General features: G+C 68.8%; 28 protein-coding genes. 16 read left to right on the top strand and 12 right to left on the bottom strand.

Going from position 1 to position 25,900, the window contains the following annotated elements; translation table 11 throughout:
* Positions 1 to 78 precede the first annotated feature (78 nt).
* A complete protein-coding gene (locus tag OG804_RS11485) occupies positions 79 to 480 on the top strand; it encodes a nuclear transport factor 2 family protein (RefSeq protein WP_328396697.1) in 402 nt (133 codons plus the stop codon).
* A 48-nt stretch (positions 481 to 528) separates the two neighbouring features.
* Here OG804_RS11485 and OG804_RS11480 read toward each other — a convergent pair whose 3' ends face one another.
* Both OG804_RS11480 and OG804_RS11475 read right to left on the bottom strand, forming a co-directional pair.
* Entirely contained in the window at positions 529 to 882 is a 354-nt protein-coding gene (locus OG804_RS11480) for a ferredoxin family protein (RefSeq protein ID WP_328396695.1), read from the bottom strand.
* Positions 879 to 2,468, bottom strand: coding sequence for an FAD-binding protein (locus tag OG804_RS11475; protein ID WP_328396693.1), 1,590 nt, complete (start codon positions 2,466 to 2,468; stop codon positions 879 to 881). The genes OG804_RS11480 and OG804_RS11475 overlap by 4 nt, the downstream gene beginning before the upstream one ends.
* Before the next feature lie 160 nt (positions 2,469 to 2,628).
* Here OG804_RS11475 and OG804_RS11470 point away from each other — a divergent pair, with 160 nt between their 5' ends.
* The gene (locus OG804_RS11470; RefSeq protein WP_328396691.1) at positions 2,629 to 3,687 is read left to right on the top strand and encodes an ABC transporter substrate-binding protein; all 1,059 of its coding nucleotides are present in this window, start codon (positions 2,629 to 2,631) and stop codon (positions 3,685 to 3,687) included.
* A gap of 26 nt (positions 3,688 to 3,713) precedes the next feature.
* Positions 3,714 to 4,919 (top strand): MFS transporter, encoded by a 1,206-nt coding sequence (locus OG804_RS11465; protein ID WP_328396689.1) that lies wholly within the window; start codon positions 3,714 to 3,716, stop codon positions 4,917 to 4,919.
* Between the two features lie 64 nt (positions 4,920 to 4,983).
* Here the strand turns inward: OG804_RS11465 and OG804_RS11460 are convergent, their stop codons facing one another.
* Positions 4,984 to 6,222, bottom strand: coding sequence for a cytochrome P450 (locus OG804_RS11460; RefSeq protein ID WP_328396687.1), 1,239 nt, complete (start codon positions 6,220 to 6,222; stop codon positions 4,984 to 4,986).
* Between the two features lie 238 nt (positions 6,223 to 6,460).
* Here OG804_RS11460 and OG804_RS11455 point away from each other — a divergent pair, with 238 nt between their 5' ends.
* The 3 genes from OG804_RS11455 to OG804_RS11445 all read left to right on the top strand — a co-directional run bounded on the left by OG804_RS11455 (position 6,461) and on the right by OG804_RS11445 (position 8,816).
* Positions 6,461 to 7,288 carry a mycofactocin-coupled SDR family oxidoreductase gene (locus OG804_RS11455; RefSeq protein ID WP_328396685.1) on the top strand — a complete coding sequence of 276 codons (828 nt, stop codon included), beginning with the start codon at positions 6,461 to 6,463 and terminating at the stop codon, positions 7,286 to 7,288.
* Between the two features lie 293 nt (positions 7,289 to 7,581).
* Positions 7,582 to 8,529 (top strand): endonuclease/exonuclease/phosphatase family protein, encoded by a 948-nt coding sequence (locus OG804_RS11450; RefSeq protein WP_328396683.1) that lies wholly within the window; start codon positions 7,582 to 7,584, stop codon positions 8,527 to 8,529.
* A 47-nt stretch (positions 8,530 to 8,576) separates the two neighbouring features.
* The gene (locus OG804_RS11445) at positions 8,577 to 8,816 is read left to right on the top strand and encodes a hypothetical protein (RefSeq protein WP_328396681.1); all 240 of its coding nucleotides are present in this window, start codon (positions 8,577 to 8,579) and stop codon (positions 8,814 to 8,816) included.
* Between the two features lie 100 nt (positions 8,817 to 8,916).
* On the opposite strand, the gene OG804_RS11440 is transcribed toward OG804_RS11445, so the two are convergent.
* Positions 8,917 to 9,618: an alpha/beta fold hydrolase gene (locus OG804_RS11440; protein ID WP_328396679.1), complete on the bottom strand. Its 702-nt coding sequence runs from the start codon at positions 9,616 to 9,618 to the stop codon at positions 8,917 to 8,919.
* 378 nt (positions 9,619 to 9,996) lie between these two features.
* On the opposite strand from OG804_RS11440, the gene OG804_RS11435 reads away from it, so the two are divergent.
* A complete protein-coding gene (locus OG804_RS11435) occupies positions 9,997 to 10,671 on the top strand; it encodes a hypothetical protein (protein ID WP_328396677.1) in 675 nt (224 codons plus the stop codon).
* A 114-nt stretch (positions 10,672 to 10,785) separates the two neighbouring features.
* On the opposite strand, the gene OG804_RS11430 is transcribed toward OG804_RS11435, so the two are convergent.
* Complete coding sequence (locus tag OG804_RS11430; protein WP_328396675.1) at positions 10,786 to 11,967, bottom strand: MFS transporter; 1,182 nt, start codon at positions 11,965 to 11,967, stop codon at positions 10,786 to 10,788.
* Positions 11,968 to 12,026: 59 nt separating this feature from the next.
* On the opposite strand from OG804_RS11430, the gene OG804_RS11425 reads away from it, so the two are divergent.
* Positions 12,027 to 12,464, top strand: coding sequence for a MerR family transcriptional regulator (locus OG804_RS11425; RefSeq protein ID WP_328396673.1), 438 nt, complete (start codon positions 12,027 to 12,029; stop codon positions 12,462 to 12,464).
* Here the strand turns inward: OG804_RS11425 and OG804_RS11420 are convergent.
* Positions 12,443 to 13,066: a TetR/AcrR family transcriptional regulator gene (locus OG804_RS11420; RefSeq protein WP_328396671.1), complete on the bottom strand. Its 624-nt coding sequence runs from the start codon at positions 13,064 to 13,066 to the stop codon at positions 12,443 to 12,445. The genes OG804_RS11425 and OG804_RS11420 overlap by 22 nt on opposite strands.
* Positions 13,067 to 13,134: 68 nt before the next feature.
* Here OG804_RS11420 and OG804_RS11415 point away from each other — a divergent pair, with 68 nt between their 5' ends.
* Positions 13,135 to 14,130 carry an NADP-dependent oxidoreductase gene (locus OG804_RS11415; RefSeq protein ID WP_328396669.1) on the top strand — a complete coding sequence of 332 codons (996 nt, stop codon included), beginning with the start codon at positions 13,135 to 13,137 and terminating at the stop codon, positions 14,128 to 14,130.
* Positions 14,131 to 14,253: 123 nt separating this feature from the next.
* Here the strand turns inward: OG804_RS11415 and OG804_RS32335 are convergent, their stop codons facing one another.
* Positions 14,254 to 14,835 carry a VWA domain-containing protein gene (locus OG804_RS32335; RefSeq protein ID WP_442941797.1) on the bottom strand — a complete coding sequence of 194 codons (582 nt, stop codon included), beginning with the start codon at positions 14,833 to 14,835 and terminating at the stop codon, positions 14,254 to 14,256.
* Between OG804_RS32335 and OG804_RS11405 the strand changes: the two genes are divergently transcribed.
* Positions 14,834 to 15,193 (top strand): MmcQ/YjbR family DNA-binding protein, encoded by a 360-nt coding sequence (locus tag OG804_RS11405; protein WP_328396667.1) that lies wholly within the window; start codon positions 14,834 to 14,836, stop codon positions 15,191 to 15,193. The genes OG804_RS32335 and OG804_RS11405 overlap by 2 nt on opposite strands.
* Positions 15,194 to 15,396: 203 nt before the next feature.
* On the top strand, positions 15,397 to 16,194 hold the full coding sequence (locus OG804_RS11400) for a polysaccharide deacetylase family protein (RefSeq protein ID WP_328398329.1): 798 nt from the start codon (positions 15,397 to 15,399) through the stop codon (positions 16,192 to 16,194).
* Between the two features lie 720 nt (positions 16,195 to 16,914).
* Here OG804_RS11400 and OG804_RS11395 read toward each other — a convergent pair.
* Positions 16,915 to 17,178, bottom strand: a complete 264-nt coding sequence (locus tag OG804_RS11395; protein WP_328396665.1) for a helix-turn-helix transcriptional regulator — start codon at positions 17,176 to 17,178, stop codon at positions 16,915 to 16,917.
* Positions 17,179 to 17,252: 74 nt separating this feature from the next.
* On the opposite strand from OG804_RS11395, the gene map reads away from it, so the two are divergent.
* On the top strand, positions 17,253 to 18,017 hold the full coding sequence (map, locus tag OG804_RS11390; protein ID WP_328398327.1) for a type I methionyl aminopeptidase: 765 nt from the start codon (positions 17,253 to 17,255) through the stop codon (positions 18,015 to 18,017).
* A 67-nt stretch (positions 18,018 to 18,084) separates the two neighbouring features.
* Here map and OG804_RS11385 read toward each other — a convergent pair whose 3' ends face one another.
* The 3 genes from OG804_RS11385 to OG804_RS11375 all read right to left on the bottom strand — a co-directional run bounded on the left by OG804_RS11385 (position 18,085) and on the right by OG804_RS11375 (position 21,865).
* Entirely contained in the window at positions 18,085 to 19,467 is a 1,383-nt protein-coding gene (locus tag OG804_RS11385; protein ID WP_442941872.1) for a metallopeptidase TldD-related protein, read from the bottom strand.
* 17 nt (positions 19,468 to 19,484) lie between these two features.
* Positions 19,485 to 20,990, bottom strand: a complete 1,506-nt coding sequence (locus OG804_RS11380) for a TldD/PmbA family protein (protein WP_442941871.1) — start codon at positions 20,988 to 20,990, stop codon at positions 19,485 to 19,487.
* A 107-nt stretch (positions 20,991 to 21,097) separates the two neighbouring features.
* Positions 21,098 to 21,865, bottom strand: coding sequence for a TSUP family transporter (locus OG804_RS11375; protein WP_328396659.1), 768 nt, complete (start codon positions 21,863 to 21,865; stop codon positions 21,098 to 21,100).
* An 81-nt stretch (positions 21,866 to 21,946) separates the two neighbouring features.
* On the opposite strand from OG804_RS11375, the gene OG804_RS11370 reads away from it, so the two are divergent.
* The 3 genes from OG804_RS11370 to OG804_RS11360 all read left to right on the top strand — a co-directional run bounded on the left by OG804_RS11370 (position 21,947) and on the right by OG804_RS11360 (position 24,389).
* A complete protein-coding gene (locus OG804_RS11370; RefSeq protein WP_328396657.1) occupies positions 21,947 to 23,116 on the top strand; it encodes a sensor histidine kinase in 1,170 nt (389 codons plus the stop codon).
* Positions 23,117 to 23,142: 26 nt separating this feature from the next.
* Positions 23,143 to 23,802: a response regulator transcription factor gene (locus OG804_RS11365; protein WP_328396655.1), complete on the top strand. Its 660-nt coding sequence runs from the start codon at positions 23,143 to 23,145 to the stop codon at positions 23,800 to 23,802.
* A 65-nt stretch (positions 23,803 to 23,867) separates the two neighbouring features.
* Positions 23,868 to 24,389 (top strand): FxsA family protein, encoded by a 522-nt coding sequence (locus OG804_RS11360; RefSeq protein ID WP_328396653.1) that lies wholly within the window; start codon positions 23,868 to 23,870, stop codon positions 24,387 to 24,389.
* A gap of 19 nt (positions 24,390 to 24,408) precedes the next feature.
* Here OG804_RS11360 and OG804_RS11355 read toward each other — a convergent pair whose 3' ends face one another.
* Positions 24,409 to 24,987, bottom strand: a complete 579-nt coding sequence (locus tag OG804_RS11355; protein WP_328396651.1) for a PadR family transcriptional regulator — start codon at positions 24,985 to 24,987, stop codon at positions 24,409 to 24,411.
* 86 nt (positions 24,988 to 25,073) lie between these two features.
* Between OG804_RS11355 and OG804_RS11350 the strand changes: the two genes are divergently transcribed.
* Positions 25,074 to 25,793: a glyoxalase gene (locus OG804_RS11350; protein ID WP_328396649.1), complete on the top strand. Its 720-nt coding sequence runs from the start codon at positions 25,074 to 25,076 to the stop codon at positions 25,791 to 25,793.
* Positions 25,794 to 25,900: the final 107 nt, after the last annotated feature.

Raw genomic sequence — 25,900 nt, 5'->3', positions numbered from 1 at the left:
GCGGCCGTGGACAGCACCCGGGCGAGCTGGTTAGCGTTCGGGGGACCTGAACGACGAATCGACTATGCGAGGTTCTGGATGCATCCGTTCCGCAAGGCCGTAGAGAACCGTGACATCGCCGCCGTGGAGGCACTGCTGGCCGATGACGTGGTGTTCACCAGTCCGGTCGCTTTCCGGCCCTACCCGGGTAAACCGCTCACCGCGGCGATCCTGCGCGGGGTGCTGCGGGTGTTCGAGGACTTCCGCTACATCCGGGAGATCGCCGACCCCAACGGTCGCGATCACGCCCTGGTGTTCGAGGCGACGGTCGCCGGCAAACGTCTCACCGGCTGCGATTTCCTGCATTTCGACGAGGACGGCAAGATCGACGACTTGATGGTGATGGTGCGCCCGCTGTCGGCCGCCACCGCACTGGCCGAGGCGATGGGCGCGCAATTCGAGCGCATCCAGAGCGAGGCGATCGCCGCGAGCGCGGAGTAGAGGACGGCCACGGGGTTCGCCGCCGCACCGGGTCCGGGTGGCGTGGGGTCAGCTGGTGAGCGGTGTCCCGTTCGGCTGGAGTGCGGGTCCGACTGCCTCCAGGGTGCCGGGTTTGCGCCCCTTACCCCAGCCGATCTGCGCCCGATAGCTGCCGAGCAGGCCGCGACGGACCAGTTCGTCCTGATCCCCGGCGGCCGAGGACTCGGGCTCGGGGGTCGTCCGCGGCGACACGAAGAGGGCGTCGGCCGGGCAGTTCGCCTCGCACTGGAAACAGGTCTGGCAGTCGCTGTGCCGGCTGATCACGGGTATACCGTCGGCGCCCCGGTCGAAAACATTGGTCGGGCAGACGGCGATGCATTTGTCGCAGGCGATGCAGCGCTGCGCCGAGACGAGTTCGATCACGACGCCGCTCCCGCCGGGACGGCCGCGTGGTCCGGGCGGACCCGGACCTGGTCCACGCCGCCGGTGATCAGGCGATACTGCTGATCGGGGTCCTGATCGGGGAAATCGAGCCGCTTCGCCATTCCGCGGGTTTCGGTGCGGGCCAGGGCCGCGTGGTACATCCAGCGGGCGTGCGCGGTCATCGCCGCGGCCTGCCGGGTGCGCACCCGTTCGGCGCCGTCGCCGCCGAGCGAATCACGTACATCCGACCAGATCTCGTCCAATGTCGACAGCGAATCGGCGAGCACACTGCCGCGTCGCAGATAATTCTTGTCGTAGGGGAGGACCTCACGCTGGACAGCGGACACCACCGCGCGCGCGTCGCCGGTGATCCGCGGACCTTCCGGCCGGGCGCCCGCCTCCCCGATTCCGCTGACCCGTCGCCTGGCAGCACCCGCGCCCAGGGACAGCGCATACCCCGCCGCGCCGCCGCCCGCCCAGGTCCCCGACGAGATCGCCCACGCGGCATTGTGACTGCCGCCGCCGGTGAACCCGCCGCAGATCAGCTCGCGGGTGGCGGCGTCACCAGCGGCGTAGAGGCCCGCGACACCGGTCGCGCAATCGTCGGCGACAAGGCGGATGCCGCCGGTACCGCGCACTGTGCCCTCGGCGATCAGCGTGACCGAGAATTTATCGGTGAACGGATCGATGCCCAGGCGGTCGAAGGTCAGGAAGAAATTCGGCTGAGCCCGGCGCATCGCCGCGCGGGCAGGCTCATCGGCTCGGTCGAGGCGGCAGAACACCTTGCCGCACAGCAGTTCCGCGGCGATCGGGGAGCGGTTGCGGCCGCCGGCCCCCTCCAGTACGGTGCCGTCCGCGCGATAGAAGGTGGCGAAATGGTAGAACGCTGTTTTCGTCACCGACGTCCCCTCGGGTGCGATGCCGTAGGCGTTCGAGAATTCCATCCCGGACAACTCCGCGCCGGCCTCCACGGCGAAAAGCGCGCCGTCGCCGGTGTTCACATCGCAGCCCAGTGCCTTCGACTGGAATGCGCAACCCCCGGTGGCCAATACCACCGCCCCGGCCCGGACCCGGTAGTCCTCCCCGGCCTGACGCCGATACCCGGCAGCCCCCGCGACAGCGCCCGCCGTATCGACCAGCAATTCGGTGACCGGGCTGTGGTCCAGGATCCGCACACCGGCACGGCGCGCGCGGATCCGCATCCGCCGCATGTATTCCGGGCCCTGCAAGCCGTTGCGCAGCTGCCGGCCGTCCGGTCCCACCGGAAACGGGTAGCGGGCTTCTTCGGCGAGTTCGTTCAGCCGCGCGAAGGTTTCGTCCAGGACGCGCGTCGACCAGCGTCGATCCGCCAGATAGCCGCCCAGGCTCGCGCGGCTCGCGATCGCGGCCTCGCGCTCGATCGGGTCCGGCGGGACGTACCAGACCCCGGTCCCGGCCGAGGCGGTGGCGCCGCTGGTTCCGCAGTAACCCTTGTCGGCCAGCACCACATCCGCGCCGTCCCGTGCGGCCCGCAGGGCGGCCCAGGTCGCGGCGGGACCGCCGCCGATCACGAGAACATCGGTGCTCAGCTCGTACACATCGGTCATTCGAACCCTCGTTCCGTCGGCGACGGCGCGGCTGTCTCGGCTCATCGCGGGTCACAGTGACGAATGCCAGGCTGCACCCGCCCGCCCGGGCCGGACAACGATTGGAATCGCGGGTAGTGCAATCCTCGTCCCCGGCGGGGGTGATCGTCATGATCACGCAATGCGTAAACGTGTGCCGGCTCTACTCTTCGCGCTGCTCGCGGCGGTCTCCCTGATGTCGGCATGCGGCACCTCGTCGGAACCCCGGACCACCGAGGACGGCAGGACGGTCATTCGGTATCAGGGCTGGGCCAGCCAGGTGACCTACCCCGAACTCGCGGCCGATCTGGGCTATTTCGACAAGGTCGCGCTGGAATGGGTCGGCAACACGACCAGCGGCCCGCAGGACATCCAGTCCGCGGCCACCGGCGCCACCGATATCGGTGGGGCGTTCAACGGGGCGGTGGTCAAACTCGCCGCCGCCGGCTCCCCGGTCACCTCCCTGATCAGCTACTACGGCTCGGATCAGGAGAATTTCACCGGGTACTACGTGAAAGAGGACAGTCCGATCCGCAGTGCGCGGGATCTGATCGGCAAGAAATTCGGGGTGAACACGCTGGGCGCACACCACGAATTCGTGGCGCGGGAATGGCTCGCGCGGCAGGGGCTGTCCAACGACGAGATCGCCCAGGTGGAATTGACCGTGGTACCGCCGGTGAACGCGGAAACGGCGTTGCGGCAGGGCCAGATCGACGCTGTCGCCCTCTTCGACGTCTGGCGCGACGAGGCGGTGGCCCGCGGCGGGATCCGGCCGCTGTTCACCGACGGCGCGCTCTTCGGCGCCTTCAGCTACGGCACCTACATCGTCCGGGACGATTTCCTCGCCCGTAACCGCGACGCCGTCGCCGATCTGACCCAGGGCACCGCGCGGGCCATCCGCTGGGCGCAGACCACTCCACGTGACCAGGTGATCGCGAAGTTCAAGGACATCATCGCCCGGCGCGGACGCGAGGGGGAGAGCCCGGCCAAGGCCGACTACTGGAAGAGCACCGGTGTCGCCGGGCCCGGCGGGGTGGTGCGCGAGCAGGAGATCCAGCTGTGGGTCGACTGGCTGGTCCGCAACGGTGACGTGGAGGGCGGGAAGCTGTCCGCGCAGGACATCTACACCAACGAGTTCAACCCGTACGCCAACGGCACCTACCCGGAGAACGCGGGACCGGACGGAAAGGTGGCGGGGTAGGGCCGGGGATCGACCGAGTCGATCGCATGACCTCCACCTGGACAACGCTACGACCCCTGCTACCCACCGTCTTCTTTCCGTCCGCGGTGTTCGGGATCGGGCAGGGCGCCGGTTCGCCGGTGATCGCCCTGACCGCCCGCGACCTCGGCGCCTCCGTGGGTGTGGCCGGGGTGATCGTCGCTCTCGTCGGACTCGGCGCGGTACTGGGCGACCTCCCGGCAGGCCGGGTGGTCGCCCGGTTCGGTGAGCGCCGGTCGATCATCGCCGGATCGGTGATCGGGACCTGCGGCGTGCTGCTCTCGCTGCTGGCCTGGACACCGGCGGTACTGGCGGTGGGGGCGCTGCTGACGGGAGTGTCGAATGCGGTGTGGGGACTGGCCCGGCAGAGCTATCTCGCCGAGGTGGTGCCGCCCGAGATGCGGGCCCGCGCCATGGCGACCTTCGCGCTGATGTGGCGGCTGGGCTTCCTGATCGGGCCGTTCGCGGGCGCGCTGATGATTCTCGGCCTGGGGACCCGCGGCGGGTTCGCCGTGCAGCTCGCCGGTGTCGTCGTCTCCGGGTATCTGATGTCGCGGGTGGCCGATCCGCCCCGGGCGCACGACGCGCCGGTGGGCGGAGTTTCGCTGGGTACGATACTGCGCCGCCATCACCGGCTGCTGACGACGCTGGGGGTCGGCTCGCTGTTGATGGGCGCGGCCCGTGCCTCGCGCGAGGCGGCGCTGCCGCTGTGGGCCGACCACATCGGGCTCGATGCCGCGTCGGCTTCCCTGGTGTTCGGCATCGGCGCCGCATTCGATCTGCTGTGTTCATATCCGGCCGGGCAGCTGATGGACCGTTACGGTCGCCGGTTCATCGCGGTCCCGTCGCTGATCATCATCGCGGTGTCGTACTTCCTGCTCCCGCTGTCCCACGATATGTGGTCGATCGGCGCGGTGGCGGTGGTCATGGGTATCGGCAACGGTTTCGGCAACGGCGTGATCATGACTCTGGGGGCCGATATCGCGCCGGCGGCGACGCGCGCGGAGTTCCTGGCCGCCTGGCGGCTGACCCACGATTTCGGCATGTTCCTCGGGCCGTTGGCCGCCGGGGCCGCCGCCACCGTCGTCGCGCTCGGTGTCGCGGTCGCGACGCTGGGCGTGGTTTCCGCGGCCGGGGCGGGGGTCATGTTCCGCTACATTCCGAGATTCGTTCCGGCACCGCGTGCGAAGGCGTCCGATCTGGTCTCCCGCTAGCCCGCGCGGCGGTCCGGATCCCACGGCGGCGCGGCCGATCTCGGACTGCGGCCCGACGGCTGCGTCAGAGTATCGGCAGCGGTGGCGTCGGCGGAAACGCGACCGGTAGCTCGGCGAGCGTCCGGTGCAAGGGCCCGGGCCGCCACGTCAGATCCTGCACGGGAACCGCCAGGCGGAGATCGGGTAGCGCGTCGAGCAGTTGGTCGATCGCCTCCTGGGCGATCAGATAGGCCGTGTCCTGGGCCGGGCAGGCGTGTGGTCCAGCGCCCCACGCCAGATGCGAGCGGTTACCGCTGTGGTCGCCGGCGCGGATCTCCGGGTCGTTGTTGCATCCGGCGAGGCTGATCACCACGGGCTGATGGGCGGGCAGCCAGACATCGTCGATCAGGACCGGCTGCCTGGGGTAGGTGACACTGGCATTGGGCAGCGGCGGGTCGTCGAACAGCACATCGTCGAGTGCGTCCCGGGTCGGCAGGACCCCGCCGAGCATCTCGTCGGCGAATCTGTCGTCGGTCAGGATGAGGCACAGGGTATTGATGATCAGGCTTTGCATCGGCCCCATACCGACGCCGTACAGCGCGACCACCTGGTGCGTCATCTCGGTTTCGTCGAGCCCCGCCGCGTGCCGCAGGAGCCGGGTGGTGACATCGTCGCCCGGCTCGGTGCTCTTGGACGCCACCAGTTCCTGTACCGCCTCCCCGAACATCTGGTTGCCCTTTTCGGAGTCGACACCGTCGAAGATCGCGGCTGTCGCCGCGGCTGCCCGTTCGCTGATCTCCGGGGGGCAGCCGAGCACGGCGTTGATGACCTCGAAGGTGAGCGGAAACGCGTATTGGCCGACGAGATCGGCCGAACCGGACGAGCAGAACGAGTTGATCAGCGGCACCGCGAAGCGTTCCACGGTGCCGCGCAGCGCGTGCAGGTCGACCCCGGCGAGGGCCGCGGTGGTGGCGCCCCGGTAGCGGGCGTGCGCGGCGCCGCTGCTGCGCGGCGCGTTCGGACGCCACTGCAGCACCGGCAGCACCGGGCAATCCGCCGGCACGGTCTTCTCCCAGGTCCGCGGATCGGCTGGAAAGCGGTCGGGGTCATTGAGAATTCGCAGCGCGGCGCGGTACCCGAGTACCAGTGTCGCGGGGACGCCGGGCGCCAGTTCCACCGGGACCAGTGCGCCGTAGCGCTCGCGCATCTCCTGGTAGGCGCGGTGCGGATCGGCGGCGAATTCGGGGGAATGCAGTGCGACACGCTGTTCATCGCCTCGTCCGGGTGACACGGGAGGCGGCACGGGGTCGGGCGGCGTGGTCATGGATTGCTCCAAGCAAGTCGGCAGAAAACGATGTGGGTGAACGGGAAACGTTGACCCGGGAAGTGGTTCGGCCGGTTCCGCTGCATTGCGGGCACCAAGATCATATGCCATCGCCCTGCGTGGCGGGTTGCGCCGGGGTTGCCACCAGTGGGCACCGGGTGGTGACTTTCGGCAGTCACTGTCATATTGTCGGCTGGACGGACGGCGGCGATCACTCATCGCGGATACGGAGCAGCTCATGGGCAAACTGGACGGCAAAGTCGCATTCATCACCGGTGCCGCACGGGGGCAGGGGCGCTCACACGCGGTGCGGTTCGCCCAGGAAGGCGCCGATATCATCGCCGTCGACACGACGGCGGAGGTCGCCAGCGTGCCCTACCCTCTCGCCGGCGCCGGCGACCTCGCGGAGACGGTGCAGCTGGTCGAGGCCACGGGTCGCCGCATCATCGCCCGCGACGCCGATGTCCGTGACTATCCGGCCCTGGCCGCCGCGGTCGCCGAAGGCGCCGAAGCCTTCGGGCGGCTCGATATCGTCATCGCCAACGCCGGAATATCCAGCCCGGCCCCGACCCTGGAGATGAGCGAAGACGTCTGGCAGGACATGATCGATATCAACCTGACCGGAGTGTGGAAATCGCTCAAAGCCGCGGTGCCGCGAGTGATCGACGGGGGCTGCGGCGGCGCCGTCGTGATCACGAGTTCGCTGGCCGCCATCTATGCCAACGAGAACACCGCGCACTACTCGGCGTCCAAGGCCGGGCTGGTCATGCTCATGAAGGTGCTGGCCAAAGAGCTCGCCCCGCACAATATCCGGGTGAACACCGTACACCCGACGACCGTGGCCACGGAGATGATCCTCAACGACGCCACCTATCGGCTCTTCCGCCCGGACCTGGCGAGCCCGGACCGCGCCGACTTCGAAGAGGCGGCCCGCACCCTCAACCGGCTGCCCGTCGCGGCCCTGGAGCCGGAGGACATCACCGCCACGGTCCTGCACCTGGTGTCCGACGACGCCCGCTACATCACCGGGACCACCCAGCTGATCGACGCGGGCGGGGCGTTGTGAGCGATCCGGTGTGGGGAACTGGCGTCCTGCGCCGGTGCCGACCGCGAGTGGTAGGAGGACGGTAAGAGACCGGATGCGGGCTCGAAAGCCGGGCCGGAACCTGCCGGTACCGCGGGCGCGGCGAGGATCGGCCCGGTGACGTGACCCCGGGCCCGGTCGTCCTCGACAACGGCGGTTTCCGGCGAGGCCGAGCGCCGTGAACAGAACGACAGGCGGTCCGCATCAGGTCCGCTCCGACGCGGTGCCAAGGTTCTCGAAAGGTTTCCGCGAGCGCGCCGGATAGATTTGCGGGTATGACGCACACAGTGATTCGCCGGATCCTGCTCGGCGCGGGGTGGTGTGCGCTGCTCGCCGGTGTGCTCGGCATCGCGCTCTACTTCGGTGGCTGGCAGCGGCGTGAACTCGTGCTGCTGGCGTCGGGCGCCACATATCTGATGCTCGGCGCCCTGGCCGCGCTGCTCCTTTTCCTGATGGCCCGCGGCTGGCGCAGCGTTCTCGCGGCCGGGATCGTGCTCGCCGGTGTGCTGTGGACCCAGCTGCCGTTGTTCGTTCCGGACGGCCGCGCGGCGGCGGGCACGGACCTGGTGATCCTGCAATCGAACCTGCTCTTCGGCGGTGCCGATACCACCGCGATCGTGACAGCGGTGCGGGAACGGCAGGTCGATGTGCTCACCGTCGACGAACTCACCCCGCCGGCGGTAGAACGGCTCACGGCCGACGGTATCGATGCGTTACTGCCGTACCGGTATCTGGATCCGGGGTTCGGTGGCGGCGGTACCGGCATCTACAGCCGATACCCGTTGTCCGACACCGTGCGACATCAGGAATTCGTGCTCGCGAATCTCTCCGCCACGCTCACCCATCCCGCGCTGGGACCGGTTTCGGTCTACGCCTTCCACCCGCTCCCGCCGACCGTCGACGCCGGGCAATGGGCGAAGGAGATGGCTGCTGTCGATTCGATCCTGCGCGCCGCCGAGGGGCCCGCGGTGGTCGGCGCCGATTTCAACGCGACGAGCGACCACGCCGCCTTCCGCAGACTGGTGAGCGGAGGTTTCGCCGCGGCCGCGGAACAAGCCGGTGCGGGCCGGTTGCTGACCTATCCGGCCGACAAGAGCTGGGGTCCGCTGATCGGAATCGATCATATTCTGGTATCCGGCGGCAGCACCGACCACATCAGTACTCTCACCGTCGCCGGCACCGACCATCGCGCCGTCCTCGCGCGACTCCGCCTCACTGCCTGACCCGTCGTCGCGCGGGTGATCCTCCCATCGAAAACCCAGGAGAGAACATGTATTCCGGCTCCCGTCTGCGCATTGTCACCGGCACCGTAGTGATCGCCCTCGCGGCCGGCCTCGGCTCGGCCGCCTGCGGCAAGGACCGCTGGTGCGAATTCGACGCCACCGATACGAAAGTGGCCAACTCCTACTGCGAGAACGCGACCCCGGGTTACGAATGGGAACCGGACAGCGACGGAAAGCACAACAACAGCAAGAAGAAGCCCACTACTCCCAAACGCCCCACACACTGAGCGTTACCGACCGTTGCCGCGCATCCGGCCCGGATCCATGCCGGGTGTGCGACCGGTGTAGCTCATCGTCACATTTCGGCACGACAGGATCACCCCTTGTTCAGCGAAAGAATCCGCGCAGCGCGCCGGCCACCGCGCCGATGTCGTCGGGGTGGTGCCGTTGTGAGGGCAAGGTCACGGTGCGGGCATTGGGCAGCGTTGCCTGGAGTAGTTCGACGCTGTCGGTGCCGTAGGGGTCGGTGATCTCGCCCGCGAGCAGCAGGGTGGGCAATTCGATCGCCGACCACGAGGTGATGTCGGGGTCCATGGCCGTCAGGCATTCGAGGTCGGTGACCAACCCGGACGCGCGGAAAGCGAGAGCGTCCGCGAGCGGTTGCAGTGCCGCGCGGGGAGGGACGGGAACGGTGATGGCGGTGAAGAATTCGATGATCGCGTCGGCGGGCCGCCCGTCGGCCATATGCTGCCGGATCTGCTCGAGCGTCGGCGTCAACGGGGGGCCGGCGAGCGCGGCCGGGGGCTCGTACAGCGCGAGACGCCGCACCATCGACGGATCCCGATGCGTCGCATCCAAAGTGACCAGGCCACCCGCTGAATGCCCGAAGACGAAAGCGGGTTCACCGACTGCGGCAAGGACCGCCGCCAGATCGGCGGCCTGCGCGGCGAACTCGGCTGGGCGCGGGCCGTTTCCGCTCGGACTGTATCCACGTCGCTCGACCACGATGACCCGGTAATCCGGAGCCAGCAGCTCGGCCAGCTCCAGATACGTGTCCACGGTGACCAGCGCGCCGGGGACGATCACCACTGCCGGCCCGGCCCCTTGCGCGTGAAAAACGATGCGTGTGCCGTCAGCCGACACGACACCCTCGGTGCAAACCGTCATGTCACGATCTTCCCACTCGGATCGTGTTCGCCGACGCGATACGGCGAGCCCGCTTCGCAGATACAGCGTGGTGCGTCTCGGCGACCGCTGGGCGCAGTGATGGGGCTCTGCCAGTTCGAATCCTGCGAGGAAATACCGGTTTCGGTGTCGCGGCTTCCAACGGAAACCCTGGCCTTCCTCCGGCCGAGCGACCGCCACCGGAACCGGTTCTCGGTAAACTGGCCGTTTCGAACTGGGTTATGCGCCGACGCCGGTCGAGGGTCGGTCGATGGCCGCGTAAATTTCAGGGGGACAGAGAGAATGCCGACCGATAGCACGCCGGAGCCCCCGCCGCCCGCGGGAGGCGAGGCCGCCGAGCGCCGCATCCTCGGGCATACCCGAACGGAATTCTGGACAGCGGTGAGTGCGATCGCCGCCGTGGTTGCGGCCGGCGTCTCCCTCGTCGCCGTCCTCTTCGGGGCCGTACAGTGCGGCTCCACCACCTCGTCCGAGATCTCCGCGGCCCCGGGCCCGAGTTCTGTTCCGCAGTCGACCACCTCGAGCGCTGCCGCGACGACGACTGCTCCGGTCGCGGATCCCGTCCGATATTCCGGCCCGGTCAACCTGACGTACCTCGATCTGGACGCGGACCCGCCCCGGGTGCTGTCCAGTAACACCGGAGCCAGCATGTGGGTGGACTACGACAGCGCATCGTCTGCCGAGGATTTCCCACCGGCCGAGGTCTACGGACTCGGCGGCGGATTCCTCACCACCAAACCTACTGTCGCTCAGTGGAACAACCCGGGGCGACCGACCCGCGAGCAATGCTCGGAACTCATCTCCACCCAGAGCGTCGAAACACTGCCGATCACCGAGGAGAGCCGCTTCTGCGTCAAGACGGCCGCGAACAGGTTCGCGTTCGTCAGCGGTCTCGCGGCCGACCGTGTCGCCGGAACCTATCGCGCGCAGATAATCGTCTGGGGCGCAGAAGAATAGGAACTCGGCTGCGGTTTCGGTCGGTCCCAGGACCGGGGTCGGTCCCGGGACCGGGGTCGTCGCCGGCAGGACGGCGCGCTCGGTGTCGGTCGTGGGTGGGCCGTTGCCGCGCGCTCAGGCGGTGACAGGTTCCGTCGCCGCGGTCTGCGCGGGCCGGGGGGTATTCGGGATGGCCGGATAGGACAGCCCGAGCCCGGCCACGCTCAGTGCGGCCGCGGCGAAACCGATCCAGCGCAGTCCGCCCGCGGCGACTATCGCACCGCCCAGCACCGATCCCGCCGCGGCGCCGAGATTGAACGCCCCCACGTTCACCGTGACCGCGAACGTGGGGGCGGTGCCCGCGTATTGCAGAATCAGGCCCTGCAACGGCGCGATCGTCGCCGTCGCCAGTAAGCCCAGGAGCAGCACGATCAGTACGGCCGAAGGCTGCCACACGATGGCGATCGGGAACATGGCAAGAACCCCGGCCAGCCCGCCGAAGACGCCGCGTACGGTCGCGCTCAACGACCGGTCGGTCAGTCGTCCCGCCGCCAGGTTTCCGGCGAAACTGCCGACCCCGTAAACGAACAGCAGCGCCGACACCACGGGCGCGGAGAATCCGGAGAGCGCGGTCAGGGCCGGCGCGATATAGGTGAATACCGTGGCTACGCCGGCGAATCCGACCGCAGTCGTCGCGATCGACAGCAGGACCGGGCGTCGCGTCACCACCCGCAGTTCTTCCCGGATACTGGTGCTCGGCGCGGGCTGCTTCGGCAGCATGACGACCAGGAGAGCAGCGGTCGCCAGTGCCGACACCGTCAACACCACGAACGGGGCTCGCCACCCGGCCCACTCGCCCAGCAGGGATCCCAGCGGGACCCCCAACAGTGTGGCGACGGTGAATCCGGACGCCACCGCCGCGATCGCCCGTCCCACCCGGTCGGCGGGCACCACCTGAGCGGCCATCACCAACGCGACCGCCAGGAAGGCCGCATGACTCAGCGACGAGACCACCCGCCCCGCCAGCAGAAGAGCGAATGTCGGCGCCCAGGCGCTGATCGCGCTTCCGACCGCGAACAGCACCATCAGCCCCGCTGCCAGGCCCTTGCGCGGCAGCCGGGCGGTGGCGATCGCGACCAGCGGCCCGCCGATCACCACGCCCAGCGCGTACGCGGTCACCGCCTGACCGGCTGTGCCGACCGAAACCCCCAGCGAAGCGCCGAGCTGCGGTAGCAAGCCGGCGACCGAATACTCCGATGTGCCGACGACGAAAACGCCGGCGCACAGCGACCCCAAGATCGCGTAACCGTTCCTCATGAACAGGACGCTAAACTCTGACATGGATGTCAGAGTCAAGCGTGGATGGGCGAGGTCACATGCGAATCGGAGAACTGTCCCACCGCACGGGCGTACCGGAACGGCTGCTGCGTTACTACGAGCAGCGGGGACTGCTCGACCCGGTGCGCAGGCCGGGCGGCTTCCGCGATTACCGTGACAGCGATATCGATACCGTGCGCCGGATCCGCAAGCTGCTGGCGGCCGGGCTCAATACGGCGACCATCGCCGCGGTGTTGCCCTGTCTGCGCGCCGACGAACAACGGCTGGTCCCCACCTGCCCGGACCTGCTCGCAGACCTACGGCGGGAGCGCGCCCGCATCACCGCCGCCATCGCCGATCTGGAAGGGTCGCGCACAATTCTGGACGCGGTGATCGATGCCGCTCCGGGAGATATCGCTGACGGCGCCGACCGCGCCACGGCCGTCGGCGGTCGCCCCCGCCGATTCGCACCAACTTATGGCGAACCGACCCCGTGAATGTTCGACGCGAGGGTGAAATCCTCGCTCGTCGGCGCAGCGACAGGCAGGGGCCGGGCGGTTTCCGGGCGCAATGCATCGAGGATCAGGTGCAGGTAGCGACGCCAGAGGTCCGGTCGCGCGCCGGCGAGCGGGCTGGCGACAACGGCGGGAGCTCCGAGTAGCAGGACGATATCGCGGCCGGTGATATCCGGTCGGATCGCGCCGGTCTGCCGAGCCTGTGCGGTGAGGCGCTCGGCGATATCGGCCAGTCGGTCGGCCGCCGCCCGCACGGCCGGGTGGTCGCGCGCGGTGGCCGCGCAGAGCGAGCGATCGCCGGCCTGTAATTCGGCGCCGGCGATGATGAATTCGAGTAGAGCCCGCTCTGGGTCGGGTTGGGTCAGCAGAGCCTCCCCGGTGGCCGACAATGCGGCCAACTGATCGGCGAAGATGGCCGCGATCAGGTCTTCCTTGGTGGGGAAATGATTGAAGACGGTGCCCTTGGCGACTCCGGCCCGTGCCGCGATCCGTGCGATCGAGACCTCTATCCCGCGCTCGGCCAGTTCCACGGCAGCCGCATCGATGACGAGGCTGCGATTGCGGGCGGCGTCGGCGCGGGGCATATCCCGATCCTAGAGCAGCTTGACCGCATGGTCACCTTATGTGGCAATATGACCACATGGTCAACTTGATGCGCGCTGTGATTGCCGGGGAGTACGGATCACCGGCGGTGCTGTCCGTCGAGGATGTCCCGGTACCGCGACCGGGACCCGGACAGCTGCTGGTCGCGGTGCGTGCGGCGGCGCTCAACCCCGCCGATCTGCGCACGCTGAGCGGTGTGATGAAAGACGTGGCGCCGTTGTCATTTCCCCATATACCGGGCAGTGATTTCGCGGGCACGGTGGCCGAGCTCGGCGCCGGTGTCACCCGCTTCGCGGTCGACGACGAAGTGTTCGGTGTGGGACTGGCCCGCGCGACAGCGGCGATGGCGGCGATGTTGTCCACTCCGCCGTCGCTGACCACGGGCACGATGGCCGAGTACGCCGTATTCGAGGCGGACACCCCCGCGCTCACGCACCGGCCGCGCGGACTGGCCGCGGACCACGCGGCCACTCTGCCGATCCCTGGGCTGACCGCCGCGGCGCTGGTGCGCGCGGGCCGTTTCGCGCCCGGCGAACGGGTGCTGGTGATCGGCGCCGCAGGCGGCGTGGGCGGCGCGGCGGTTCCGCTGCTGACGGCGGCGCGACTCCACGTGATCGCGACCGCGCTGCCCGAAGACCAGGGCTATCTGCGAGCTCTGGGTGCTGCCGAGACGATCGACTACCGAGCCGTCGACACCGTCGCCGAAACCTTGCGGCGGTATCCGCGCGGAGTGGACGTGGTCGTGAACCTGGCGCTACCCGGCCCCGCGCTCGTCGCGGTCGCCGATGTACTCGGGCCGGGTGGGCGGCTTCTCAACGCCGCGTTCCCCAGCCCCGACCCGGCTGATTTCGAACGCGCGGATATCGCCGTGGAGACGGTGCTGAGCCGCGCACGCGCAGGGGACTTGGATCAGTTGGCGGCGCAGGCGATAGCCGGAACTCTGCCGTCCACCATCGGTCGGCGGTTCTCCCTGGAGGAAGCGCCGCTGGCCTATGCCGAGCTCTTGTCTGCCCACGTCCGAGGCAAGATCATCGTCGCCGAGTAGGGCGCGTCCACCGGCCTTCCCGGCGCTGTGCGTGTCAGGAAGAGTACGCGGTCACCATGTCTCCTCCGGCGGGACGAGAGGCACGGGTCGCCGCCGGAGCTTTTGTTCGCCGGTCTATCGGGTTCACGTCACGATTCCCGCGCTCCGCGCGGCGCGGAGCCAGTCGGGGAATTCGCCGAGTAGCCGACGGTAGAGGTCGGCGTCGGTCATGGCGTCGATATCGTCGGCGGTGAAGAATCCGGCGTTGTCGATTCGGCGTCCGGTCATGGTGTCCAGATTGCAGAGAATTCCGCAATCGGCGTCGCCGAGACCGACGAACTGCCAGAAGGCGGGCAGTGCCGAGGCCTCGCGCACGAGTGCGCTGATCTTGGCTTTCTCGCGAAATCCGCCGTCGGTGAAGAAGAGCACCAGCGTCGGATCCCGGCCGCCGCGTCGACCGAGATGACGAGATCGGTGGTCATCAGCCGAGCATTCTGGCCTTTGATCAGGTGCGTGGTCGACGTCGGCTACCTTCCGGCGAAAATCGGGGCTGAGGGGCACTCGTCGAGATGACTCGATTCGTTGCGTAGCCGGCAGAAATCGGCTCGTCGCCGATCGCGCCCCGCGCCCCGTTTCCACCGGGTGGCGGGCGTACGCTGTCGGAACAGCGTCGGGGCGGCGGACGACGGAATCGGCGCCGCGGCGAAAGGATCGGGGTGCGAGCATGACTCGGGACGAGGTGCTCGAGCTGTGCACCGGATTTCCCGCGGCGATCGAGGACTATCCGTTCGGCGACGGTGTCGCCGTATTCAAAGTCGGCGGGCGGATGTTCGCGCTCGTCGGTCTCGACGGTGCGCGGGGCACCGTGAATCTGAAATGCGACCCCGCGCTGGCGCTGGAGTTGCGGGCCCGTCATCGGTCGGTCCGGCCCGGCTACCACCAGAACAAACGTCACTGGAATACGGTCGAGCTCGACGGCTCCCTCGATGACGACGAGCTCCGCGAGATGATCGACCATTCCTATGATCTGGTCCTGCGGGGGCTGTCGAAAGCAGTGCGTTCACGTCTCGCGGACAACTCGTAGCACGGGGGCCTGCCGGATCCCGGCACGGCCGCCCCCGACCTCCCTCGGTGGACATGGATCGCGGTATCCGAGATGTGTGCGACCCCTGGATCGCCCGCGTGGCGGTCTGCCTCGCGCTCGGATGCGGCCGGTAGAGTCCCGAACGCGAAACGGCACGTCAGTGGGTCTATCCGGTAGCGCGATGCGAGGGGATCGGGGTGACGATGGACAGGCGTTCGATGTTGTCGATGATGGCCGCGGGCACCGTCGTGGCGTTGACCGGCTGTACCTCGGCTCAGGGCGAGTCGGCGGTCACGGAGGTTTCGGACGCTCCGGTAGCGGCGGCCCCGCCCCCGGTGCGGCAGCCGCTGCTCCCGCCGCCTCCGGGCGGCCCGCGTACCCCGATTCCGCCGTCCACCCTCACCGCGCTCCCGGGTCCGGGTAGCAGTATGGCGCTGACGGTGGACGACGGCGTGAGCCCGGAGGTCGTCGGCGGCTACCTACGGTTCGCGAAGGACACCGGCGCGCGATTCACCTTCTTCGTCACCGCCTGCTACGACTCCTGGCATATCCACCGGGACGAACTGCGCCCCTTGGTGGACGCGGGTCAGATCCAGCTCGCCAATCACACCTGGGCGCACGCCGACCTCACCACTCTCGCGGAATCGGCGGTGGCCGACGAACTGTCGCGCTGTAAGTTGTTCTTGCACAATACTTTCGGTGTCACCGGTGCGCCCTATTATCGTCCGCCGTTCGGACGGCACAACGACACGGTGGATCGGATCGCCGCCGACCTGGGCTACACCGTGCCGGCCATGTGGTACGGCTCGCTGTCGGACTCCGGCCTGATCACCGAGCAGTACCTGCTGGAATGTGCGCACAAGTACTTCAACCCGCAGACGATCGTGATCGGGCACGCGAATTTTCCGCCCGTCACTCATTGCTACGGACAGTTGGTCGACATCATCCGCGCCCGGAACTTGTCGCTGGTGACACTCGACGATGTACTCACCGTCATCTGAGCTTCGGCCGAATCGGGTCGGGAGCGGTCGCGGCGTCGTCCGGGGCGAGGGCGTGTAGTTCGCGATCCAGCGGTGCGGTGAATCCGCGGATCCCGGCCTCAGCGGGCGCGGACGATAATGCCCGAACGTCTCGGGAGCGGGTTTCAGCAGGGCGCCCAGACGCTCGATGCGGCTGCCGAAACTGATGTTCCCGCTGATAGCGGCCCTGTATAAGCGCGTTCTAAAGTTGATCATGCTCGTTTTAGTAGACTGACCGGTGTGTTTTTGTCGGACGGTTCGAAGGGTCGCTGGTGTCACGGGTCGCAGACGAGTACCTCGCGTTCGCGGGCCGCTTGTCGGACTACATCCAGACCTATGTCCGGAAGGTTCGTGCCGACGCGGGCGACCTGATCGACACCGGAACGAAGGCGGGGCCGCGGCAACTGACCGAGGCGGATGCGGCGGGAGCCCGGCAGGTCCAGGACGCTGTGCGGGCCGGAGAAGGGGGCGTCCGGCGCGGTTCGGCAGAGCCCGGACCGGCGGCCGGCGCCGACGCTCCGGCGCGGGTGGCCGAGGAGAAGAGGGTTCCGGCTCGCCCGGAGAGCGTGGGGTCGAGCGTCGGTGATGCGGGTCGCCGCGGGAGCGGCGGCGTCGGCGTGACGGATCGTGCCGATCGGGATCTCCGGGCGCCCGGCCGCGGCTGGTCGTCCGTGCCGGGCGCTCGGCGGCGAATCGGTCGGGTCAGGCGGATTCGGCGAGGTTGTCGGCTGTCCAGATCCCGGCGAGTTCCTCCAGGGGGAGTTCGAGTACGCGGCTGAGGGAGACCACCGTGCCGAACCCCGGGGAGGGCAGTCGGCCGGTCTCGATCTTGCGCAGCGTCTCGGGGGAGATACCCGCCGCGCGGGCCACGTCGGCGAGGTCTCGTTCGGCACGGGCTGTTCGCAGCCGGACTCCGAGGCGGCGGCCGGAATCGATCTGAGTAGGGGTCAGGGGGAGGCGGACCATGGTGTCCAGAATAGGAGTGGTATTAAAGTACCGCAATGACGGTATAGAAATACCAATAGATGGTGGAGGTTGTGATGGTGGAGCTGAAGACGCCCGAAGAGATCGAACGAATGCGCGTCGCGGGGGCGTTCGTGGCCGAGATCCTGGCGGAGGTGGGCGCGACGGCCGCGGTGGGGGTGAACCTGCTCGAGCTGGAGATGATCGTGCGGGAGAAGATCCGGCGGCGTGGCGCGCAGTCGTGCTACTGGGACTACGCGCCCTCGTTCGGTCGCGGTCCTTTCCGGAACACGATCTGCCTCTCGGTGAACGACGCGGTACTGCACGGGCTCCCGTTCGATTACACGCTGCGCGACGGCGATGTGCTGAGTATGGATCTGGCGCTGAGTATCGACGGCTGGGTGGCCGATGCCGCGCGCACCGTGATCGTCGGCACGCCGGACGCCGAGGATCAGCGGCTGGTACGGGCCACCGAGGAAGCCCTCGACGCGGCGATCGCGGCCGCGACACCCGGGAACCGGATCGGCGATATCTCCGCGGCGATCAGCGCGGTCGCCCACGCCCACGGGTACCCGGTCAACACCGAATTCGGCGGGCACGGACTCGGCCGCACCATGCACGAGGACCCGCATGTGTCCAACGCCGGACGGGCGGGCCGCGGCTTCCGGCTGCAGCCGGGCCTGACCCTCGCTCTCGAACCCTGGTTCGCCCGGACGACCGACCGGATCGTGACCGACCCCGACGGCTGGACGATCCGTTCCGCGGACGGTTCCCGCACCGCGCACTCCGAGCACACCGTCGCCGTCACCGCCGACGGTGCGCGGGTCCTCACCGTGGTCTGAACCGGACAACGATCGGCGCGGACGCCGGCATCGCCGGATGGCGACGGATACCCGTGTCCAGTGGGGGTCAGGTCGCCTGGCTGACCGAGGACATGTGGAAATCGGGGACCCGCAGCGGCGGCATCGCCGTCCGGGTGAACCAGTCCTTCCACTCCCGGGGCAAGGTGTGCTGCGTCGCGCCGGCTTCACTGACGCGGCGCAGCAGGTCCAGCGGGCTCTCGTTGAAACGGAAATTGTTCACCGCCGCGGTGACCTCACCGTTCTCGACCAGATAGACCCCGTCGCGGGTGAGCCCGGTGAGCAGCAGCGTGGCCGGGTCGACCTCGCGGATGTACCAGAGCGTGGTGAGCAGCAGTCCGCGCTCGGTGCGGGCGATCATCTCGTCCAACGTCGCCGACGAACCACCGGTGAGCAGGAGATTCTGCACCGGGACGGTGGGGGAGGCGTCGTAGTCGGCGGCGGTGGCGCGGGAATACACCAGATCGGTGATCGCGCCGTCGCGCAGCCAGTCCACTCGCTGGGCCGACATGCCGTTGTCGAAGACCGACACCGTCTCCGACGAAGCCTGCACGGCCACGAACGGCAGACACTGCAGCCCCGGGGCGTCGGGGTCCGAGGACAGGGTCAGCGGTATATCGCTGAGTTTCTCGCCGATCCGGGTCCCGCCCGCGGCGGCGAACGCGGTATGCCCCTCCTGTGCGCCCCGGCCCTCCATCGACCAGTACATGTAGATGAGCAGATCGGCGACGGTGGACGGGGGCAGCAGGGTTTCGTAGCGTCCGGCGGGCAGTTCGACCCGGCGTGCGGACCAGTCCAGCCGCCGGGACAGCTCCGCGAGCAGACCGGGCGTGTCCACATCGGCGAAGTCGGTGGTGCCGACGCCCACCCAGGCGCTGGCCAGGTCGGCGCCCGCGCCGCGCTTCCCGTTGATCTCCACCGACCCCGTCGGCTGGGTGTAACGCCGCCGCACACCTGTGGACGTGCCGAGCCAGGTGGTGGGCACCTGATGGTGCGCGAAACCGTAGAGGCGGTCGGCGCCGTCGAATCCGGTGGCCAGATCCGCGGCCAGATCGGTGAACACCTCGATCCCGGTGGCGTCCGGACCCTGCTCCCACTCCGTTGCCGCCGGAACGGACTGCGCGTCCAGCAACGGCATCGCGTCGCGGGCGGGTTCGGCGGATCGGGCGGCCTCCTCACTGGCACGCACGACCGCCTCGATATCGGCGGAATCCACGCTCGTCGAGGCCACGCTGCCGACCCGCGCCGAGCGCGGCCCGTCCCGGAACACCGAGATCACCGACCACCGGCGTGCTACCGAAGCGCCATTGGTGGTCATCGAATTACCGGCCCAGCGCAGCGACGCCTCATATTCGTCGGTGACGATCACGATCGCCTCGTCGGCCCGGGACAGGCCGAGCGCCCGCTCGACCACCGCGCCCGCGGGCAGCACACCCGCACCGGTCCCTGTCATCGCCCCGCCTCCGTCCGGGTGTTGAGCACGTTGACGCCGCGCACCAGCACCGACGGACAGCCGTGACTGACCGCCGCGACCTGGCCGGGTTGCGCTTTCCCGCAGTTGAACGCACCGCCCAGCTGCCAGGTCGACCGACCGCCGACCGCCTCCATCGACCCCCAGAAGTCCGTCGTGGTCGCCTGGTAGGCGACATCGCGCAGCTGGCCGTCCAGGCGGCCGTCGCGGATCCGGAAGAAACGTTGACCGGTGAACTGGAAGTTGTAGCGCTGCATATCGATCGACCAGCTCTTGTCCCCGACGATGTAGATCCCGTTGTCCACGCGCGAGATCAGTTCCTCGGTACTGGTGTCGGTATCGGGATCGGGTTGCAGCGAGACATTGGCCATCCGCTGGATCGGCACATGATGCGGGGAGTCGGCGTACGCGCAGCCGTTGGACCGATCCAGGCCCAGCCGGGGCGCGAACACCCGGTCCAGCTGATAGCCCACCAGCACCCCGTCGCGCACCAGATCCCAGCGTTGCCCGGCCACCCCGTCGTCGTCGAAACCTACGGTGGCCAGTCCGTGCCGCTGTACCCGGTCCGCGGTGACATGCATGATCGGTGTTCCGTACCGCAGCGTGCCGAGCAGGTCGGGTGTCGCGAACGAGGTTCCGGCATAGGCGGATTCGTATCCGATGGCACGGTCGTACTCGGTGGCGTGGCCGATGGACTCGTGGATGGTGAGCCACAGGTTCGTGGGGTCGATCACCAGATCGGTCGGGCCCGCCTGCACGCTCGGGGCCTTCACCTTCTCGGCGAGCCACTCCGGGATCCGGTTCAATTCGGTATCCCAGTCCCAGATCCCGTCCGCGCCGGTGACGTATTCCCAGCCTCGCCCGACCGGCGGCGCCAGGGTCCGCATGGTCTCGAAGGCGCCCGACGCGGTATCGACGGTGATCGCCTCCAGTTGCGGCTGCAGGCGCACCCGTTGCTGGATGATCGAGGATCCGGCGGTGTCGGCGTAGTAAGTCTGCTCCTTGACCTGCAGCAATGTCGCGGTCACGTGATCGACGCCGTCGGCGGCCGTCAGCCGCCCCGAATAGTCCCGCAGCAGCGCCACTTTGTCCGCCGAGTCGACGGTGAACGGGTCGATCCGGTAGTCCGACACCCAGCGGGCGTCGGGGTAGCGGGGTTCGGCCGCGAGTTCGACGCGTTCCCGGTTCAGTGCACGCAGGCTGGTCGCCACGGTCACCGCCGACCGCGCCACCTCGGCCGCGGTATCCCGGTTCAGGGCCGCGTGCGAGGCGAAACCCCAGGTGCCGTCGACGACGACCCGCACCGCGAAACCGAGTTCGACGGTATCGGTCAACGCCTCCACGCGGCCGTCGCGCAATCGGATCACCTGCGTACACAATCGATGCACCCGCAGGTCCGCGTGTTCGGCGCCGGCCGCGCGGGCCGCGGACAGCGCCGCCTCCGCCAGCGCCGCCAGCGGGAGGTCCGTGAATTCCGGATCTATCTCGTGTCCGGACGGTTGCCCGGCCGAGTCGAGTGAAGGTGTCGCCGTGTTCACCCTGCACAACTTAGTCCGCCGCGGCGGATTCCGGGCAGTGCGCCCACGTCGGCTCAGCCGAATTGCTGCCAGCCCAGCCGGATCACCATCGCCGCCACCACGACGAGCAGCACCACGCGCACGAACTCCGAACCCCGCTCCAGCGCCATCCGCGAACCCACCACCGCGCCCGCGATATTGGCCAGTGCCATCGCCGCGCCCAACGCCCACAACACATGGCCGGTGGCGCCGAAATAGATCAGCGCGCCGATATTCGAGCCGCAGTTGATCACCTTGGCCATCGCGGCCGCCCGGACGAACTCGGTGCCGAGCAGGGTCGCGAACGTGATGATGAGAAAGGTTCCGGTGCCCGGGCCCAGGAGACCGTCGTAGGCGCCGATGAGTCCGGCGGCGAGCGCGACCACCAGCACGACCTTGCGCCGCGACGGCCGATGGGTGGCCAGGGTGATCCCGATGGACGGCCGGGCCGTCACGAAGATCGCCACCCCGATCAGCACCACCAGCACGATCGGGATGAACAGGTCGCGGTCGATGAGCGATACCGCGGCCGCGCCCGCCGCCGCGGTGACGGCCGCCAGTGCCGCGGCGGGCAGCAGCAGCCGCCACTGGATCGGAACCTTGCGGGCGAAGGTGGCCGCCGCCGCGGCGGTACCCGCGACCGCCGACAGCTTGTTGGTGCCCAGCGCCGTCTGCGGGGCGAGGCCGGGCGCCACCAGCAGCAGGGTCGGCAGCACTATCAGACCGCCCCCGCCCACCACGGCGTCCACCCAGCCGGCGGTCGCCGCCGCGGGCAGTAGTACGAGCCAGTCGGTCACATCCACGCGACCACCCAATCAGACGGTCCGGGGGCCGCCGTCACCCGCTCATGCGTCGTCATCGGGCTGCTCTCCTAGGCTGGGCGGGTGCGCCGGTTCAGCTTGTGGCTCCGAGACAACCCCATCGTGGCGGATTCCGCGCTCGCGATCCTGCTGCTGATCCTCGACCTCACGGTGGCCCGTGACAGCGCGAGTCCCGCCGCGTTCCTGGTGTTCTCGGTGCTCATTCCGCTGCCGATCGCGCTGCGCCGTGTGTATCCGCGGGCCATGGCGGTGACCTTCATGCTGCTGTCGTTCTGCGCCAGCACCATCGGATACATCGTCGGCGACCCCACCGTGCACGGCGCGCTGCTCGGGCACGGGATCATGCTGTACACGCTGGTGGCCTATCTCGGCCGGCGCGACGGGTTCTGGTATGTCCTCGCACTCGTCGCCGATACCGCCTACGGGATGGCGCTGGTGAGTGGGTTCAAGGCCGGTGATCTGGCATTCGTCTCCGTGTTCTTCGCGCTGTGCTGGGCCCTGGCCGAGTTCACCGGCGCCCGCCGCGCCTACGACGCGGAGGTCGCGGCCCGGCTCGCCGTGGCCGACTCCGATCGGGAACGTCGCGCGCACGACGCGGTGTCGGCCGAGCGCACCCGGATCGCGCGGGAACTGCACGATGTAGTCGCGCACGCGGTGAGCGTCATGATCGTGCAGGCCGACGGCGCCCGCTTCGCGTTGCGCGCCGATCCCGACACCACCGAACAGGCACTGGTCACCATTGCCGGAACCGGGCGTGAGGCGCTGCGCGAACTGCGGCGCACCGTCGCCCTGCTGCGTACCGAACACGCCCCCGACGAGGTCCCTCAGCACGGTACGGCGGGGCTGGCCGGGGTGGTGCAGTTGATGCGGGACGCGGGACTGGCGGTCGAGTTGGAGCTCGCCGGTGAACTGGACGAGGTCGCTCCCGAGGTGAGCCTCGGTATGCACCGGATCGTGCAGGAGGCGCTCACCAATACCCTCCGGCATGCCGGAGCCCATCCGAAGGCATGGGTGCGGGTGCGGCGGCACGCCGACGATATCGAGGTGGAGGTCACCGATTCCGGTGGTGTCCCGGTGCGGCCGGAGGACCGGATCGAGGGCAGCGGGCTGGGGCTGGCCGGTATGCGGGAGCGGATGGCGATACTCGGCGGGAGTCTCGAGGCCGGGCGGCGGCCCGACGGCGCCTGGCGGGTGCACGCGCGGATTCCGCTGTCCACACCGGATCAGGAATAGTCCGGGGCCGCCACTACATTGGAATCGTGCCGATCACCGTGCTCGTTGTGGACGACCAAGAACTCATGCGCGTGGGACTGAAGATGGTGCTCGGCGCGCACCCCGATATCGAGGTGGTCGGCGAGGCCGACAACGGCGCCACCGCGATCAGCCGGGCCGCGGACCTGACCCCCGACGTGGTGCTGATGGATGTCCGGATGCCGGTCGTGGACGGTGTCACCGCCACCGGCCGGATACTCGAAGCCGATCACGGCACCCGGGTGCTGGTGATGACGACCTTCGATCTCGACGAACACGCCCTGGGCGCGCTGCGCGCCGGAGCGAGTGGATTCCTGCTCAAGGACACCCCGCCCGAGGACCTGATCTCGGCCATCCGCAGTGTCGCGGCCGGGGACGCCGTGGTGTCGCCGAAGGTCACCAAACGCCTGCTCGACCGCCTGATCGCCGAGGAGCCCACACCGTCGCGCGATCCCGCGATCCTGGAGGTGCTCACCGCCCGGGAGCGAGAGGTGCTGGAGCAGATCGCCGCCGGCCGGTCGAACGCCGAGATCGCCGGACAGCTGTTCCTGTCCGAAGCCACGGTGAAGACCCATGTCGGCCGCGTGCTCACCAAACTGGGGCTCCGTGACCGGGTGCAGGCGGTAGTGCTGGCCTACGAAACCGGGCTGGTCCGGCCGGGCGGCTGAGGCGGCCGGGAGCAAAACCGGGGTCTCGTTCGTTGTCCGGTCAGTCCGACCCGAAAGGTTCGCTCATGCCCGTCCTCGGTTTCCTCCTCTATCTCGTCGTCGAGATCGCCGCTTTCGCCGGCGTCGTCTCCTGGCTCGGCGCGGTTCCCGCGATTCTGCTGCTCATCGCCAGTTCCGCCGCGGGCATGCTGCTGCTCGGCTCGCAATGGCGGCGGGTGGGCGACCAGTTCCGCCGTGCCTCGCGAGGTGAGATCACTCCGGGCGCCGCGGTCGCCGACGGAGCGCTGGTGGGTGTGGGGAGTGTGCTGATGTTCGTGCCGGGGCTGGTCACCTCGGTGGTGGGTTTGCTCATGCTGCTGCCGCCGACCCGCGCGCTGTTCCGTCCGGTCCTCGCCGCATTGGCCGCCCGCCGGGTGGGCAAGATCGCCGCTACCGCGCCGTACCGGAGGGGCACGGTGATCGACGCCGATATCGTCGACGGCGTCGTGGTGGACGAGTGGTACGCCGACGAGCGGCCGAAATCCGCCACCGCTCTGGAACTGCGGCCGCCCACGGTGGAGCCTCGGAACTACGGCGGCCCGGCGTAAGCGCCCGTAGCGGGCGTCCTCAGGCGGGATCGTCGGTCATGCGGTACTCGCCCCGGTCCAGCCGCGCGAGTACACCGTCGGTCCAGCCGGTCAGATTGTCGAAGACCCCGCTCCACAATTCGAGCAGATCGGTGGCATGCGGGGGTTCGGACCGCCCCGGATAGTCGCCCACCATGGCGAGCAGGTCGTCGCGGACCGCGCGACTGTTATCGCGCTGCTCGCGCAGTTTCGCGATCACATGGGCGCGCGGCAATGCGTCCATGAACGCGATTCCCGCACCGAGTTCCTCCATATCCACGCTGGTCAGCGCCGCGTCCATCCGCTCCCGGAACTCCGTCTCGCCGTCGTCGGTCAGCTCGAACAGGGTCCGGCCGGGACCGCGGCCGCCGTCCTCGGTGCCCAGGGTGCGCAGTTTGCCTTCCTGGGTGAGTTGTTTGACGGCGTGATAGATGGAGCCGGGCTGCACATTGGTCCAGGTGTCGGCTCGCCAGGAGAGCAGTTCGCGACGCACCGCGTAGCCGTGGGTCGGCTGTTGCCGACGTGTCACCCCGAGAACCAGCAGCCGTACCGCCGACATCGTCGAGCTCCCTTCCGTCACCGGAACCCTACGGTACTCAAATTTGACTTCCGGCTTCGGCGTCGCCTAATCTTCAGTAGTCAAACTTGACTATCGGGAGGATCTTCATGGGAGATACCGCGGTACCGGTGCTGCCCACTCACGACTTGGCCCGCACACTCGACTTCTACGGCGCACTCGGATACACGGTCACGCACGAACAGACCAGGCCCTATGTGTACGGCGCGCTCACGGCCAACGACTGCGATCTACACTTCGCCGATCCGCCGGCCGGACGCGAACAGCGCGACAACACGGGCTGCCTGGTCCTGGTGGACGATGTCGCGGGACGGCACGAGGCGTTCACCACGGCCCTGCGGGAACGGTTCGGCCGAATCCCGGCGAAGGGTTTCGGGCGCGTCACCCGGTTCCGTCCCGGGCAGTCCCGCTTCAGCCTCATCGACCCGGACGGCAACTGGGTCACCTTTATACAAAGGGACGAACCGGAGGGTCTCGAGTACGGCGGTTCGGCGGAACTGTCGGGCCTGGCCCGGGTGCTCGACAACGCCCGGATCCTGCGCGACTTCAAGACCGACGACAAAGCCGCCGAACGAGCGCTCGAGTCCGGATTGCGCCGGCACGGCGCCGAAGCAGGCCGGCTCGACCGGGCGCGTGCCTACGCGGCGCTCGCCGAGCTGGCCGTCGCGCTGGGTAAACCCGACAAGGCGGCCGACCGGCGCGCCGATCTGGCGGCACTCGGGCTCACCGAGGCGGAGCGTGCCGAACTCGCCGCCGACCTCCGCGCCGCCGACGAACTCGACCGCTGGCTGGGGCCGCAGAGCGGGTGACCGTTGGGCGGTGTCCGGTGCCGAGCATCCGCTCACCTCACAGCTTCGGCGACGCCGCCTCGGCGGCGAGCGCGGTCTGGGCCGCGCCTTCAGCTCGGGGGAATCGG

This window comes from Nocardia sp. NBC_00416 (assembly GCF_036032445.1).
Lineage (GTDB): Bacteria > Actinomycetota > Actinomycetes > Mycobacteriales > Mycobacteriaceae > Nocardia.
This window is presented reverse-complemented; position numbering and strand designations above follow the sequence as displayed.